11 protein-coding genes are annotated in these 16,106 nt (G+C 44.4%); 5 read left to right on the forward strand and 6 right to left on the reverse strand.

Annotation, left to right across the window (positions count from 1 at the left end):
* Positions 1-353: 353 nt before the first annotated feature.
* Both VRUMOI_RS00755 and VRUMOI_RS00760 read right to left on the reverse strand, forming a co-directional pair.
* The gene (locus tag VRUMOI_RS00755; protein ID WP_089138788.1) at positions 354-1,967 is read right to left on the reverse strand and encodes an isocitrate lyase; all 1,614 of its coding nucleotides are present in this window, start codon (positions 1,965-1,967) and stop codon (positions 354-356) included.
* Positions 1,968-2,189: 222 nt separating this feature from the next.
* Positions 2,190-4,367, reverse strand: coding sequence for a malate synthase G (locus VRUMOI_RS00760; protein WP_231897498.1), 2,178 nt, complete (start codon positions 4,365-4,367; stop codon positions 2,190-2,192).
* 259 nt (positions 4,368-4,626) lie between these two features.
* Here VRUMOI_RS00760 and VRUMOI_RS00765 point away from each other — a divergent pair, with 259 nt between their 5' ends.
* Positions 4,627-6,180: a DUF3612 domain-containing protein gene (locus VRUMOI_RS00765; RefSeq protein WP_089138790.1), complete on the forward strand. Its 1,554-nt coding sequence runs from the start codon at positions 4,627-4,629 to the stop codon at positions 6,178-6,180.
* A gap of 53 nt (positions 6,181-6,233) precedes the next feature.
* Here the strand turns inward: VRUMOI_RS00765 and VRUMOI_RS00770 are convergent, their stop codons facing one another.
* On the reverse strand, positions 6,234-8,117 hold the full coding sequence (locus VRUMOI_RS00770; RefSeq protein WP_089138791.1) for a PhoX family protein: 1,884 nt from the start codon (positions 8,115-8,117) through the stop codon (positions 6,234-6,236).
* Between the two features lie 191 nt (positions 8,118-8,308).
* Positions 8,309-8,773 carry a transcriptional regulator AsnC gene (asnC, locus tag VRUMOI_RS00775; protein ID WP_089138792.1) on the reverse strand — a complete coding sequence of 155 codons (465 nt, stop codon included), beginning with the start codon at positions 8,771-8,773 and terminating at the stop codon, positions 8,309-8,311.
* Positions 8,774-9,037: 264 nt separating this feature from the next.
* Between asnC and VRUMOI_RS00780 the strand changes: the two genes are divergently transcribed.
* From VRUMOI_RS00780 to VRUMOI_RS00795, 4 genes are all read left to right on the forward strand, one after another.
* Entirely contained in the window at positions 9,038-11,305 is a 2,268-nt protein-coding gene (locus VRUMOI_RS00780) for a sensor domain-containing protein (protein WP_162598324.1), read from the forward strand.
* Positions 11,306-11,346: 41 nt separating this feature from the next.
* The gene (locus VRUMOI_RS00785; RefSeq protein WP_089138794.1) at positions 11,347-12,135 is read left to right on the forward strand and encodes a class I SAM-dependent methyltransferase; all 789 of its coding nucleotides are present in this window, start codon (positions 11,347-11,349) and stop codon (positions 12,133-12,135) included.
* A 95-nt stretch (positions 12,136-12,230) separates the two neighbouring features.
* Complete coding sequence (locus tag VRUMOI_RS00790; RefSeq protein WP_089138795.1) at positions 12,231-12,746, forward strand: ATP-dependent zinc protease family protein; 516 nt, start codon at positions 12,231-12,233, stop codon at positions 12,744-12,746.
* Positions 12,747-12,897: 151 nt separating this feature from the next.
* A complete protein-coding gene (locus tag VRUMOI_RS00795; RefSeq protein WP_089138796.1) occupies positions 12,898-13,569 on the forward strand; it encodes a hypothetical protein in 672 nt (223 codons plus the stop codon).
* A 25-nt stretch (positions 13,570-13,594) separates the two neighbouring features.
* On the opposite strand, the gene VRUMOI_RS00800 is transcribed toward VRUMOI_RS00795, so the two are convergent.
* Together VRUMOI_RS00800 and VRUMOI_RS00805 are read right to left on the reverse strand one after the other, a co-directional pair.
* Positions 13,595-14,188, reverse strand: a complete 594-nt coding sequence (locus tag VRUMOI_RS00800; RefSeq protein WP_089138797.1) for a response regulator transcription factor — start codon at positions 14,186-14,188, stop codon at positions 13,595-13,597.
* Between the two features lie 21 nt (positions 14,189-14,209).
* Positions 14,210-16,027: a sensor histidine kinase gene (locus tag VRUMOI_RS00805; protein ID WP_231897468.1), complete on the reverse strand. Its 1,818-nt coding sequence runs from the start codon at positions 16,025-16,027 to the stop codon at positions 14,210-14,212.
* Between the last annotated feature and the right edge of the window lie 79 nt (positions 16,028-16,106).

Consider the following 16,106-nt stretch of genomic DNA (forward strand, 5'->3'; position numbering starts at 1 on the left):
GCTCGGGCGCTTCGCTGCTTGTCACTCGAGGGGCGGCGGAAGCATTTAAAAATGGTCATCCCTGAAACGACGACGAAGTTATCAGGGATCTATATTCATCGCGCTGTGATTAGATTCCTGCTCTCGCTAAGGCTCGGCGGGAATGACGGAAAAAGTAAAGGCTCAGGTCGTTTGGGATTTTAGTCTTTTTCTAGTCACGAGTAGCAACGCGGCCAAGATTCCGAGCTTCGAATAACGATAAAAAAAGGCTTCCACATTCTCGCCAACTGAGAAGTAGGAAGCCTTTTGGTTAAGGGAACTCGTTAAATCTTTTTCGAGCCACGAGCAGCGTAGCGCCCGAGACCCGATTTCCGTTAAGAAAACTGATTCATCGTATTATTCTCTCCCGAGGCTTTCAGAGCTTGCTCACCGGAGAAATACTCTTTGTGATCATCCCCTATGTTCGAGCCGGACATATCTTGGTGTCTTACCGAAGCCAGCCCTTGGCGAATTTCTTTACGTTGAACACCTGCAACATACGCCAACATACCTTGCTCACCGAAGTAGTCTTTGGCTAGGTTATCGGTGGAAAGCGCCGCGGTGTGGTAAGTCGGTAGCGTAATCAAGTGGTGGAATATACCCGCTTGCGCTGCCGCATCACGTTGGAAGCTTTGGATTTTAGCATCCGCTTCTAGTGCCAGTTCTGAGCCGTCATATACTTGGTTCATTAGCTGGTCACGGTCATAAGCTGAGACATCTTTACCCGATTCTGCCCAGATATCGAATACTTGCTGACGGAAGTTCAGTGTCCAGTTAAACGATGGGCTGTTGTTATAAACCAATTTGGCATTGGGGATCACTTCGCGGATACGATTTACCATACCAGCGATTTGACCAATATGCGGCTTTTCAGTCTCAATCCACAGTAGATCGGCACCATTTTGTAGCGAAGTGATGCAATCAAGTACTACGCGATCTTCACCTGTATTGGGTTTGAAGCGAATCAGACCATTTGGTAGACGAGTAGGCTTAATTACCGCATCACCTTGTTTAATCACCATATCACCTGAGTTCAATTCGGTTAGAGAGTGAATTTCCACGCCATCAATATAAGCATTGTATTGGTCGGCTAAATCGCCAGCGCTTTGTGATACTGGGATTTTTTGTGTCAAACCGGCACCCAAGGAATCGGTACGCGCGACAATCACACCATCTTCTACGCCAAGTTCTAGGAATGCGTAGCGAACGGCGTTGATTTTCGCTAAAAAGTCTTCGTGTGGAACGGTCACTTTACCGTCTTGGTGGCCACATTGTTTGGCGTCTGACACTTGGTTTTCGATTTGAATACAACATGCGCCTGCTTCGATCATTTTTTTCGCTAGCAGATAGGTCGCTTCTTCGTTACCAAAGCCTGCATCAATATCGGCAATAATTGGTACCACATGGGTTTCAAAATTATCGATTTGTTTTTGCACGGCTTGTACTTTGATTTGGTCGCCAGCTGCTTGCGCTGCATCAAGGTCTTTAAATAGATGATTCAGTTCACGCGCATCGGCTTGTTTTAAGAAGGTGTACAACTCTTCAATTAACATCGGCACCGAGGTTTTCTCATGCATTGATTGGTCAGGCAGTGGACCAAACTCAGAGCGCATTGCTGCCACCATCCAACCTGAAAGATATAAGTAACGGCCACGAGTGGTTTCAAAATGCTTCTTAATGGAAATCATTTTCTGTTGGCCGATAAATCCATGCCAGCAGCCTAGTGATTGAGTGTAGTTCGCTGGGTCTTGGTCATAAGCATTCATGTCTTCACGCATGATTTGGGCAGTAAAGCGCGCAATATCAAGACCGGTACGAAAGCGGTTTTGCAGGCGCATACGAGCCACGTACTCCGGTGTGATGGCATTCCAAGTTTCATTACCTTCAATCGCTTTGGTTGCGTCAGCTAGCTGGCTTTTGTAGCTATTTTGAGTTGTTGTATTTGGCATAATGATTCCCTTCTTGTTTTCGTTGCTAGAGCGCTTCGCTTCTCGTGTTTCGTTGCTCGGACGCTCTGTGTTTTTCGTTATTGGATTTGGTATGTTGTTAAAATTATTATCGTCATCCTGAACAGCGACGCAGGAGCGTGATTCAGGATCTCCTACAGCGATTTGAGTCTCAATGCACTGTGGGAGATTCCGGATAACTCGTACCTCGTTTCCGGAATGACGCTATTTATTTTCGTTCTTCACCCAAGAACGGTATTGATGCAATAGCGGTTCGGTATAACCATTCGGCTGATTGCGACCTTGAAAAATCAATTCTCGAGCCGCTTGGAATGCCAGACTTTGTTCGACATTCGGCAGCATAGGTCGATAGCCTTCAGAGCCTTCATTTTGTCCATCAACCACTTGGGCCATTTTGTGCATGCTTTCCATTACTTGCTCTGGGCTGCAAATCTTGTGTAGCAACCAATTGGCAATATGTTGGCTGGAAATACGCAGGGTGGCGCGGTCTTCCATTAGTTCAATGTTGTTAATGTCAGGTACTTTCGAGCAACCAATCCCCATTTCAACCCAGCGCACCACATAGCCAAGAATGCCTTGAATATTGTTATCGAGTTCGGCTTCAACTTGCTGTGGAGACAGCGTTTCCTCTAATAACTCAAGGGTTAATAGTTCGGATTGATTGGTTGCTGGGCGCTCTGCAATCGTTTGTTGCTCGGCAAATACATCCACTTGGTGATAGTGCAATGCATGCAATGTGGCTGCAGTTGGCGAAGGTACCCAAGCGGTATTGGCGCCCGATTTTGGATGAGCGACTTTAGCCGCCATCATGGCTTTCATTTCATCTGGCATTGCCCACATGCCTTTGCCAATTTGCGCTTTACCGGCAAAACCACACGCTAGGCCAACTTCGACGTTGTTGTTTTCATAAGCTTGAATCCAGGTTTGGTGCTTAATGTCTGCTTTTGGTTTAAAAGCACCGGCTTGCATGCTGGTATGAATTTCATCACCAGTGCGATCTAAAAATCCGGTGTTGATGAAAACCACGCGTGATTGAGCGGCGCGGATACATTCTTTTAAGTTAACGGTCGTGCGACGTTCTTCATCCATAATTCCCATTTTGATGGTATTAGGTGCAAGATCGAGCATGTTCTCTACACGTTCAAATAACTCATTGCTGAAAGCAACTTCTTCAGGGCCATGCATTTTCGGTTTTACGATATAAATGCTGCCAGTGCGGCTATTGCTGACGCGACAAGCCTGTGGGTTCTTAATTTCAATCGCAGCAATTAAGGCGGTGATCACGGCGTCAATTAACCCTTCGGGCATATTTTTCCCTTGCGCGGTTTGCACCAAATCACTGGTCATTAAGTGGCCGACATTACGTACCAATAACAATGAGCGGCCATGTAAGTTGTAGTCATCGCCATTTTTATCGGTATAGCTACGGTCGCAGTTCAAGCGGCGGATTTGAGTTTGGTTACCTTTGCTGATCGTAGCTGTTAGGTTGCCGGTGATTAGGCCAAACCAATTGCGATAGGCTTCAAGTTTATCTTGGCTATCGACGGCGGTGACAGAGTCTTCAAAATCCATAATGGTCGACAACGCTGATTCCACTTGAATATCGTCGAGACCAGCAATGTCATGCTGACCAATTGCCCCTTTGCGGTTAATGATTAACTCAATGTGTAAGCCGTGGTTTTTCAACACGATAGACGTTGGTTCTACATCAGGGTTGCTGGATGCAACAAACTGACAAGGCTGCGCCAAACCGGATTGACTGCCATCTGGGAAAGTGGCTAATAGATGACGAAAGTATACGGTGTATGCTTGAACGTCGTGATGTGAGCCGTGTTTTAATGGGAAGTTGTCATCCAAAAAGGTTTTAGCCAATCCAATGACGTGATTGCCACGAGCAGGGTTGTATTTTTTGCCTGCTTTCAAACCTTCGCTTTGGGAAATGATGTCACTGCCATAAGCGGCATCGTATAGGCTACCCCAACGAGCATTGGCTGCGTTCAGTGCAAAGCGTGCATTTTTAATTGGCACCACCAATTGTGGACCAGCCAAAGTGGCAATTTCTTGATCAACATTTTGGGTGCTGATTTGGAAGTCTTCGCCTTGTTCTACTAGGTAACCAATGTCTCGCAGAAACGCTTGGTACTGCGCCGGATCAAATGTCGGATTCGCTTTGTGCCAATCATCAATCTGTTGTTGTAGATGAGTGCGAGTTTCTAGTAGTTCTTGGTTTTTCGGCGCAAGATCATTAAGAAGTTGGCTGAAATTAGCCCAAAATTGTTGCTGATCGAGTCCGGTTAGCGGCAACACTTGTTGATTGACGAATTGAACTAGCTCGGCATTGAATTGGTGTTGAGTGGTTATTGTGGTCTGTGTGTTGGTCATAGGACCATCGATGGTTTGTGCTAAGTTCATAATTTATCCCTCGTGTTGCGACTCGTTTTTGTAGCAGTGGCGATGATTTGATATTGGCTTTATGACGACTTGGTTTTTGAATCCCTGTTTTCTCAATCAGTGACCGCGGTCTTAAAGTTGAACATCAAATGCTGCTTTTTCATCCTGTGATTAAAAGAATAGCGATAAACTGACTAAAATTTCACAAAGAAAATTACACAGTGTAAATTTTACAAATATGAGGTCAGGGATGAAGGCATCAAGTTCGTTAAACAGGCAGTCTCACTTTTTGGGTACTAAGGTTCGTAACCTACGGAAACGTAACGGTTTAACCTTGGAGGATTTATCTTCTCGATGTGTAAAAATTGATCCTGAAGATGCGCCTTCAGTGTCATACCTTTCGATGATTGAACGTGGTAAGCGAGTACCCAGTGAAGCGATGTTGGATGTGATTGCGCAGGTATTTCAAAAGCCGTTGCATTGGTTTTTAGATGATGCCAGCGAAGAGCAAGAAATTACGCCGGAAAAAGGCACTCGTGGCGGGATTAACGGCATGGTGCTTGAACCAAGCTTCTTGTTTTCCAATGATATTCTGCAAATTGCGATCCCTGAAATGTTGTCGCAGACCGGCACGACAGGCCATCAATTTGCCCACCTTCTTATTCGTGCTCATCAGGAACACCATCAAAACCATTTCCCAGATCTAGAAAAAGCGGCTGAAAAAGTGGGGCAAAAACGCATGCCGCTCTCGGTCGAGGATTTGTTGGACATTTGCCAGCAGGTTGGCGTCAAAGTGAAATGGTTTGATGAGCCGTCACAAGATGTGGTGGATGCACATGGGGTGAAATCTAAGCATATTGTGCGCTCTTATGCGGAAGCGCCCGGATTAATACGCATTAATAGCGCATTAAAAGCCACGCCGGAGAAGCTCAAATATGATTTAGCGGTGCATATTGGTCATAAGGTGCTGCATAACAGCGATGGAGAAAAAAACGTCATAGCGTCAGATAACCGTAACTTATCCACCTTAAAGCCCGATCAAACTCGTGATGTCAGTAATTTAGATTCCAAACATATTCTGCAAGCATGGCGAGATTTTGAGTGCTCATTTTTTGCCGGCGCTTTGTTGTGTCCGAAAGTACCGTTTCGTCAATTGCTTGACCGCCATGGGTATGAGATCAGCGTGAGTAAATTGATTGGAGTGTCAGAGTCGGTGGTGATGCGCCGTATGACGGCAGTCTCGCCGTATCCTCATTGGCATTATTTCGATGCCTATAATCCGGGGAAACTGAAAGCGGTCTATCGTGGTAATGGTATTCCGTTGCCCTGGGGCAATATGCGAATGGTCGAAGACCCGTGTCAACATTGGTCGGTGTTTCGCATGATTGGGATTCCGGGCAATACACCGGTCGCGCAGATTTCAGTGCTTAACCAAGATGGCGTACCACATATTTATTGTTGTGAGTCGGTCAAAGTGAAAGACATGGCGGGCAATTATCATGTGCTCTGTTCCGGTGTGGATTTAAACCCAGCATTAGAAGCGCAAGGCGAAGATGCGGTGGCGATTGCCAGTGCGTTGCAAAAAGAATGTGTGCGCAAAGGTGGGCAATGTGAAATTCCTTACCAAATTAAACAGCAATTACTCACCGTGGCGCGGATTTTAAATATCAATTGGATTGAGCGCGGCATTGAAAATCAGGCGAGAGTGATTTGTTCCCGGGGCGGAATGTGTCCAAGGCAGCCGAGGTGTTATAAAGAAAAAGCCGAGTCTCGTAGCTCGAATGCTCGAAGCTCGGCTCTGTAGTTGAAGCAATAGCGCGTCTCTCGAGTCACGAGCACCCGAGAGACGAGTAACGCTTACGCTCCTATCACACCACCATCTTGTCGAGTGATTTTCATGACAGTAGAGCGAGGAATGCCGTCAATCGCGGAGAAGCTATCACTTGGATGCTGAACACCGACAAATAAAGTGCGATTGTCTGGGCTAAACGTCAGGCCAGTGATTTCACAGCCGATAGGGCCAGTTAAGAAACGTTTGATTTCACCGGTATTGGGATCGCCACACAGCATTTGGTTATTGCCCATGCCGGCAAAATCACCAGAATTAGAATAGTTACCATCGGTTTGAATCCACAAGCGACCTGCATTATCAAAGCCAATGCCATCAGGGCTGTTAAACATATTGTCTTTGTTGATGTTATCAGAGCCAGAGCGAGGGTTATCATTACTGTATTGCTCTGGGTTACCCGCTAATACATAAATATCCCAGAAGAACTTGTCGGAAGCATGGTTACCATTTTTCGGCTGCCAGCGAATGATGTGACCATAGATGTTATTTTCGCGTGGGTTGGCAGGGTTGGTTTCCATGCCGTCATTACCGCGTTTGGAGTTGTTGGTTAGAGTGCAAAATACTTGCTCATTATCCGGATGAACGGCCACCCATTCTGGGCGATCCATAGTAGTGGCACCGACTTGAGTGGCCGCTTGGCGAGTAAAGATCAACACATCCGCTTGACTAGTAAAGCCATTTTCTGGGGTTAAGCCATTTTTGCCAAAGGTTAATTCAATCCACTCTCCTTTGCCGTGCATTTCGCCATCTTGAGCGGTAAATTTCGCGACATACAGAGTACCTTCATCCAGTAAATCACGATTCTTTTCAGGCTTATGCTCGTTGTATTTGCCTTTTGAGACAAATTTATAAATGTGTTCACCACGCTCATCATCCCCGAGATACACCACCACTCGGCCATTTTTGTTGATGGTTAAGGCGGCATTTTCATGTTTAAAGCGCCCTAAAGCGGTGCGTTTTTTCGGTTTAGAGTGAGGATTCATTGGGTCAATTTCGACGACCCAGCCATGGCGATGGTTTTCATTAGGCTCTTTTTCGATATCAAAACGCTCATCAAATTGATGCCAGTTAAAAGCGCCGTTGCCTGAGCGGATGCCATAACGCTTATCTTTTTCTGGGACATCAATGTTCTTTTCGCTACCAAAGAAGCCATTGAAGTTTTCTTCACAGGTAAGGTAAGTGCCCCACGGTGTTGCACCGTTAGCGCAGTTGTTAAAGGTGCCAAGCACTTGCGTACCCGTTGGATCAGCATGGGTTTTGAGCTGCTCATCGCCTGCCGCAGGGCCAGTGAGTTCCATTTGGGTATAAGCGGTAATTCGGCGGTTTAAGCGACCATCGACATTGACGACCCAGCCTTGTGGGCCTTTGCGTAATTCAACAATCGACACCCCAACTGCAGCTTGTGAACGACGTACTTTGTTTGCAGTTAAGTTTTGCCCGTGATCGTCAAATAAAGTGTCGTAATCGGTGCTTTCGTTATTAACGGCTAAAACCGCGCGGTCACGGCTTAATGGTAGGAATGTCATACCATCATTATTATCACCAAATTGTTTTTCTTGATCGGCGGCAGAGTTAAATTGAGAAAAAGGGGTAGCCGCTGGATGAATCGCATCGCCCCAAGCAATAAGGGGTTCAGCTTGATAGCCGGTTGGAACGACAATGGTATCGAGTGTTGAGGTTGGAATGGCATCAAACCCTAGTAATGGTTTCGCTTTCGGTGGTCGCGCCATCGCATTGGCTATTGGTGAGGCGGCAAAAAAGGCAACCGAACTGCCGGCAGCGGCGGTTTGTAAAAATCGACGACGACTTAATCCATTTTCGATGATTTGCGAGAAATCCGACGCTTCAGTAGTTAAGTTATTGGAGTGATCATCGTGTTCAAAATGACTCATAATTGCATTCCCTTATTTTTATATATCAGTGCTATGCCTATAGATAAGAGGCTTAAATGACAAACAGGGCAAAGGCTAAAGGGAGAATATGAACAATAGATGATGGTTTGTTTAACTAATTAAGTCACTCGCGGGGAATGTGGCGTGGTTGGCCAAAGAGCGTACCTATCACTCTTTGGCAGGAGAGAGGGTTATGGATTAACGTTGCGATTAATTGGATTTTGCAGCGAAATCAATGTTTCAGTTGATTGAACCTCATCGATTGCTTGCAGTTTATCGATCAAAACATATTGCAGCTCTTCAATATTTTTGCACATCAACTTCACGAAAATATTGTAGGCGCCAGTGGTGTAGTAGGCTTCGACCACCTCGTCTAATGCATTTAACTTTTCAATCGCGGAGTGATAATCGCGCGCGGCATTTAAATTAATGCCAATAAAGCAACACACGTCGTAGCCAAGTTTTTTGGCATTGACGACCACTTCGGTTCCCTCAATAACCTTAGCGGCTCTCATTTTTTCAACACGCACATGCACGGTTGCAGGGCTGACATCAAATCGTTTTGCCATTTCAGCATAAGGGGTGCGCGCATCTGCCATTAAAATGGTCAAAATGGCTTTATCAAGTTCATCTAAACGAACACTGGGATCCGGCATAATTATTCCTTTTTTGAGTGTGCATTTGTTGCTTTATACTACGAATATAACAAACAAAACTTAAAATAGTTGGTAAGGTTGATAACATGGGTCATATTATAAGTATCCGTTATTTATAGACTCTTTATATCAGATGATTGATGGTTTCAATATCTACTCGTTGCCTTACAACAGAGTTTCTACTCAATGAATTTTAATTTTAGACATTACATCGCCGTCATTTTTACCCTATCAAGTTTCTTAACATGGGGGAGTGAACAGAACGTGACCTCAAATTTAGAATCATCACTGCTCCCAGAAAAATCGTCAGAGATGGCATCTCAATCTAACTCCGTATTCGGAGATTCTTATGATGGTATCGTGATGTTTATCTTTTTCGGTGTCATGACTTGCATCGCTTTTGTGTTGCTTTTGAATCATTTAAAGCGTCTTCGAATCACCGAAAAGCAATCTCAACAATATCAATATTTACTCGAAACCGTTTATGATTTAAGCCGACAAGGGATCGGTATTGTGGATGCAAAAGGGCGCTTGATTTCCAGTAATCAAACATTGCAAGAGTTAGCCTACGATCCTAATTTTGATTATGATCAGCCAGTGTGGAAGTTTAAAGGTTGGTCAGAATCCAGTCGTAACAAAGTAGAGCTGGCTTTTATTGAAGCCAACCTAAAAGGTGTCGTTCGGTTTGAATGTGAGCTGGTGGACAGTAATATTGGCCCGGCTATTTTCGATTTGACCATCAAAAAGCTGCCCAGTGTTGAAGGGGAAGATGCTCAGTTTTTATTTGAAGGTAAAGACATTACCGCTCGCAAGTTAACCGAAAAACGTCTCATTGAAAGTGAAGCCAATTTTAGAAATTATTACGAATTACAACCGGTAATGATGTTGACCGTAGATGAGCATGATTGCATCCAAGCGGCGAATAAGTTTACTAGTGAGCTGTTGGGTTATGACAATTTAACGATGCTCGGAAAAAAATTGAAGAGTTTTTATGCGCAGGAATATGAATTAACCGCGCGTGAAAAATTAAATCAGCCACAAAAAAAACATGCCTTGGTTGCGCGTAGAGAGATCCAATATATTACCGACGCGAATCAAGTGGTATGGATAAGAGAAAATATCCGTCAAATCCCCGAGACTCGCCAATTGTTGATTGTCGGGGAAGATATTTCAGAAACCCATTTGTTGTCAGAACAACTCGAACATCAAGCCCATCATGATGGCTTAACCGGTTTGTACAATCGTAATCATTTCGAACACGAATTAGTGATTGCCTTACAAGAAGTAAAAGGCAATGTACGTGCTCATGCCTTATTTTATCTCGATTTCGATCAGTTCAAATTAATCAACGATACGGTTGGTCACGAAGCGGGTGATGCGGCGATTGTCTATGGCGCGGAGTTATTGACTCAAGTCATCCCGGACACCGCCGTGTTAGCGAGAACTGGTGGCGATGAGTTTGCGATTTTACTGCGTGATTGTGATGAAGATAACATAACGGAATTTGCTCAGTCGATTTTAAACGCGTTCAATCAAAGCCAATTTATATGGCGAGGCATCAATTTCAACTTGAACTGTTCTATCGGCATCCGCAAGATTGATTACACTGCCAAATCGGCTCAAAAAGTGAATGCTCAAGCGGATACGGCCTGTCACTTAGCAAAAGAAGAAGGGCGTAACCGAGCCCACCTTTATCGAGAAGATGATGAGAATTTCCGCCGTCGAGAGCTAGAAATGGAGTGCGTCAATCAAGTGTATGACGCATTGGCGAATAATCGATTGGATTTATACGCCCAACCTATCTTAGATCTTTCTGCGTCGCCAAGTAAAAAAATGCATTTTGAAATCTTAGTGCGTTTACGTGATGAGAATAATGAATTGATGTCGCCAAGCATTTTTATGCCTGCGATAGAACGTTATAACCTTGCTCATTTAATCGATCGTGAAGTGTTTAAGCAAACTCTTGCTTGGTTTGAAGCACGACCAGAAGCTGTGGCCAAACTGGGGCGTTGCTCGATTAACTTATCGGGTCAATCGATGAGTGATAAAAACTTCATTGCTTTTTTAATTGAATTACTACAAAACACCTCGGTACCGAAAGAAAAAATCTGTATTGAAATCACCGAAACGGCGGCAGTAGGAAATATGCAACAAGCGATGCACCTGTTTACTCGCTTAAAGCAATTAGGTTGCATGATTGCTCTTGATGATTTTGGTTCGGGGTTATCCTCTTTTGCCTATTTAAAAACTTTGCCATTAGACATCGTGAAAATAGATGGCTGCTTCATTCGCGACATGCACCAAAATGACATGGATTATATTCTAGTGAGAGCGATCCATGATTTGGTTAAGCAATTGGGTAAACAAACCGTGGCTGAATTTGTCGAAAATGAAGCTATTTTGTCGCACTTGATTGAGCTTGGTGTCGATTATGCTCAAGGTTATTTGATCAGCGCGCCAGCACCGCTAGCACAACTGGTTGAAGGTTTTATTGCTCAACCTGCTTCATCTTATCTTCCAGATCACGGATAATGCAGACTCATCATTGAATTTGTTAGAATTTTGGAGCTCGTGTGCAGCTGAATTTATGTTGTGACAACCCGCAACGACAATCTGAGTTGGATGCTATTGCCACGCGTTGGCAACTAACCCACCAACCAGACAGTTTGTTCGCTTTAGTATTAACCGAGCATCGCTTAGAGCTACGTAAATTAGACGAACCGAAATTGGGGGCAATTTATGTGGATTTGGCGGGTGGCGCGGTGGCACATCGACGTAAATTCGGCGGTGGTAAAGGCCAAGCGATTGCTAAAGCGGCAGGCTTAAATAAAGGTGCAACCCCTAGTGTTTTAGATGCGACCGCAGGCTTAGGCCGCGATGCATTTGTCTTAGCCTCATTAGGTTGCAAAGTGCAAATGGTAGAGCGTAATCCAGTGGTCGCCGCGTTGCTTGATGACGGGCTAACGCGTGCGAAACACGACCCAGAAATTGGCGAGTGGGTTAGTGAGCGCATGAGCCTATTGCACGCTTCGAGCCACGATGCCTTACAGCAATTAATGGCGCAAAGCGATTTCATTCAGCCGGATGTGGTTTATCTTGACCCTATGTATCCTCACCCTGAAAACAAAAAGAAAAGTGCGTTAGTCAAAAAAGAAATGCGCGTGTTTCAGTCTTTGGTTGGCGCGGATAATGACGCCGATGGTTTATTAGAACCGGCCTTACAATTGGCGAGCAAACGTGTTGTGGTGAAACGCCCCGATTATGCCCCTTGGCTTAATCAGCAAAAGCCCAGCATGGCCATTGAAACCAAGAAAAACCGTTTTGATGTGTATGTTCTCAACAGTATGGTGACACAAAACTGACAGAATAAATGGAATTAACATGAGAGTATCCGGTCTGAATTAGAGTCCGTACCCAAATAAATTGGGCTGTTATGTTAAGACATTAAAAGGTGCTTATGAAATTCTCTCGAGTGTTACTTGCCGCTTCATTATTCATTCCTTTATCTTCGCTTGCGGTCGCTGCCGAGCCGCAACAAGATGTCGCTCAATTATTGCAACATAAAATCGTAGTGGGCCAAAAAGAGTGGGTCACAGTGTTAAATACCGAACAACGTACTATTGCCAAAATAGACACCGGTGCCACTACTTCCTCAATTAACGCGGTTGATATCCATGACTTTGAAAAAGATGGCAAAGATATGGTGTCGTTTAAAATCAAAGCCAAAGATGATGTCAGCAAAGAAATCACCTTGCCGGTGAAACGTTGGGTACACATCAAACAATCTTCCAGCCCGGAAACGTCTCGTCGTCCCATCGTTGAGCTAGATATTAAGCTGGGCGATAAAACCTATACCACGCCATTTAACCTGGTGGATCGCGATCATATGATCAACGCTATTTTGATTGGTCGCTCATTCCTTAACCCTGTCGCTTTAGTGGATGTTGAACAAAAATATATACATAAGAATTAAACTGAAAATCAAACCTTTGTCATAACTGCTTGCGAATGCGAGTAGTTTTCACTTGTATTGAGCAATATTTACCTCTATAAATGAAATAAGAATCGTTATTATTTATTGTCAATATAACGATGGGTCATTTCACTGAGGTAGGTGTGCAGTTATGGCAAAGTCTTTATGTAAGTTTTCTCGCCGCGATATTAAAGCTGGAAAAATCGATAAGTTAGTGTTGGATTCACAATTTTATTGTGGTTCTTGTGCGCGCACGTCGAACCAAAAAGGCGCGCTGTGTAAGCCTATCTCTCTTGCCAAGCTTTCTCAATCGAATCAACTTGATAAAGAAGTGACTCAAGCACTATTACCTATCCAGGCCAGTAATGTGCCTGACGTGATCGCCAAAGCCAAAGCATTGAAAGCGCAACGCGAATATACTCAACAAGCGACCATCAAGCCGCTTAATAATGGCGTTAACTTAGTCGTGCCATCAAAAGTGATTGCGACACCTAGCATTGCGCCAACCATGCCAGAACTTGAGGCCCAACCTTTACTCGCTCCTAATGAAATCAAGCAGCAACTGCAAACTTTGAAGAAAGGCTTAAAGGAACAGAAGAAACAGCAAAAACAAATGAAAAAACTGCTGAAAAAGCAGCGTAAGTTAGCCAAAAAGCATAAGAAAGTCTTAAAGCAAGAGCTTAAATTGAATAAGCAAGAAGCCAAGATTGCCAAGCAAGAAGCGCGTATTGAAAAACGTTTATCGAGCTTTAATTCGGTTGAACCAATCCAGTTTCCCAAAAAAATTGCAGGAAAAGTCGTCGGCTTGAAATCACTGCATTGAATCCGATTTTCGGTGAGCGAGTCCGCTAGTGGTTAAGCTGAGCATATTGCATCACCAATTCAGCAATGCTTTTAGCGGCAAATTTCTTCATTAAATTTGAGCGGTGGACCTCGACCGTTCGTACTGCGATACATAACGCCTCGGCGATTTGTTGATTCTTCATTCCTTGCACGACCAATCCTAAAATAGCTTGCTCTCGCTCCGTTAACGATTCAAATGCCTTTTGTATCGTCATTGCTTGAGTTGCTTGCTCAGAATACTCACACGCCTTATTGATTGCCTCTACCAGAACCTTGCCATCTATCGGTTTTTGCAGGAAATCCACTGCGCCTTGTTTTAATGCCTCCACCGCCATAGGTACATCGCCGTGACCGGTTAAATAAATCACACCTAATGGGCTATGTTGTTGCTGCAATACTTGGTGTACTTGTTGGCCACGCATTGTTGGCATGCGGCTATCTAATACCACACAACCGGCTTGGTCGAGTTTGGTTTGTTGTAAGAAGTCCTCACCACTGGCAAAACACTGCACTTGATAATCAAATTCTTGCAATAAAAAGGCGAGGGAATCGAGTACCGATTCATCATCATCGACTAGGTAAATGGGTAAATGACTCATGATGTTCCTTTCCCTATTTTGTTAAATGCTGGAAGTTTGATAAGGCAATTGAATGTGCGCTTCGCAGCCGTGTGGTGATATGGACGATAAACTAAAATGGCCATGGTGATCTTCAATAATATCGTGGCAAATCGACAGCCCTAACCCCAAGCCTTTTTCTTTGGTGCTGACAAATGCGCTTTGTAATTCGTGAGTTGGTTGCGCAAGCCCTGCACCATTATCTCGTACATAAATATGGAGATGTTGCTTGGTATAGTGGGTGATAAGCTCAATACGATTAGAGGGCTCCTGAGCGAAACTTAAACAAGAATCTGCCGCGTTGTTGAGTAAATTTACCAACACTTGTTGCAGGCCAACAGCATCGGCATAAATTGTACGAGCAGTACCATGCGTTCTCACTTTAATGGCAATCTTCTTATCGGTTAAATCATGGTTGAGTAACGCTAAGGTGTCTTCAATTAAGGTGGTTATGTCTAGTTCTTGTTTCGCCACGGTACGCTTGGTGATCAAAGTACGCAGCCGTTGCACAATCGCATCCACCCGTAGTACTTGTTGTTCAATCTTATCAATAATTGGCGTCAAGCTGGTCGCTTCGGCTCCTTTTTCTATGCGTAATTTAGCCCCTTGGCTGTAATTGCGAATAGCGGAAAGTGGCTGATTAATTTCATGGGCGAGGTTAGTACCTAAGCCACCGACAATCGCCACCCGCTGAGCATGTTCTAACATTTGGCTTTTTTGTTTCAGCTCTAATTGCGCTTGATTAAGCAGTTTTTGATTGCGATTAAAACGATATTCCAACCAAAAATGATAAAGGTTGAGTGCGATAAATAAAATGGCCGCACCCCAAGCCCATTGTTGATGTTGCTTTAACCACAATAGCGCTTGTTGCCACCAAGGCGTTTGCATTGGGTGAATGTTGAGGTTGCGATACATTTTTTCCACGCTCAATGCACTAATCGGAGAAGACCAACCTTTGGATTGCGCCGCAATTGCTGCCGGGCTGTTTGGAGGTAATCGTAATAATGCTTGAGTGACCGCTGTGGCGAGCACTTCATCGGCTTGGCTGGTTTTGGCGAATGACCAATTGGGATACAGCGGGGTGGAGACCGCACACGGGAAGTTTTGTGGTGAAGTATTATTGATCACGCGAAATTGTTTTTTATCGATCAAGCCTTCTTTGCTCATGCTTTCTAATAAGCAAGCCGGAGTGATGGCCACATCCGATTGGTGATCGCGCAAGTGATACAGCATGGCATCAATGGGAAAACCCAGATAATCAATTTTTTTGAAAAACAGGCTTGGGTCTTGCTGCTTGGATTTGAGGTACTGGCTTAACGTTAAAAAGCCCCCAAAAGCCTCTGGAGAAACCGCCACCGCATGACGGTTTTGCAAATCTTCTAGGTCGATAAACGGGCTGTCATTTCTGACAACTAAGGTACTGCCAAGTGCTTGACGGCTGCCATCTGGCCACGGGCCTTTTAATGTAGCAATCCAAGATAATGGATATTGCCAACCCAGTTTGACCGATTGGCCTGGATTGGTGATCACAAATTCAACGCTGCTATTTTTTATTACCCCTTCCATTTGCTCAAGATTTTTGGGGTGCAGGGTAAATTGATATTGAGGTAATTGTTGGTTGAGCCAATCAATGGTGGGTTGCCAGCGTTGAATAGCCTGAGTGTTACCGCGAGTTGCCAGAACGGCGACTTTAATCGTTTTAGCTTCAGGCTTCGCCTCTTGTGCATAAACAGAGGCATTCATCAGCCATCCTAACGTGATCAAGAAAACACAAAATACCCACCATCTAGGTTGAATGAGCGGTTGGATCAAGCGGTTCACATGCTTTCCTCGGTTGAAATAGTTCACGCAAAACTTGTTTTAGATCAAGTTAGGTTGGGTTATGTGGAAAACCACAATA

The sequence above is a fragment of the Vibrio rumoiensis genome (assembly GCF_002218045.2).
Lineage (GTDB): Bacteria > Pseudomonadota > Gammaproteobacteria > Enterobacterales > Vibrionaceae > Vibrio > Vibrio rumoiensis.

Excerpts from the sequence above, each read along its gene's own strand:
- VRUMOI_RS00800 (WP_089138797.1), bottom strand. The coding sequence starts at position 14,188 with ATGAGTCATTTACCCATTTACCTAGTCGATGATGATGAATCGGTACTC.
- VRUMOI_RS00770 (WP_089138791.1), bottom strand. The coding sequence starts at position 8,117 with ATGAGTCATTTTGAACACGATGATCACTCCAATAACTTAACTACTGAA.
- VRUMOI_RS00755 (WP_089138788.1), bottom strand. The coding sequence starts at position 1,967 with ATGCCAAATACAACAACTCAAAATAGCTACAAAAGCCAGCTAGCTGAC.
- asnC (WP_089138792.1), bottom strand. The coding sequence starts at position 8,773 with ATGCCGGATCCCAGTGTTCGTTTAGATGAACTTGATAAAGCCATTTTG.
- VRUMOI_RS00795 (WP_089138796.1), top strand. The coding sequence starts at position 12,898 with ATGGCAAAGTCTTTATGTAAGTTTTCTCGCCGCGATATTAAAGCTGGA.
- VRUMOI_RS00765 (WP_089138790.1), top strand. The coding sequence starts at position 4,627 with ATGAAGGCATCAAGTTCGTTAAACAGGCAGTCTCACTTTTTGGGTACT.
- VRUMOI_RS00760 (WP_231897498.1), bottom strand. The coding sequence starts at position 4,367 with ATGACCAACACACAGACCACAATAACCACTCAACACCAATTCAATGCC.
- VRUMOI_RS00790 (WP_089138795.1), top strand. The coding sequence starts at position 12,231 with ATGAAATTCTCTCGAGTGTTACTTGCCGCTTCATTATTCATTCCTTTA.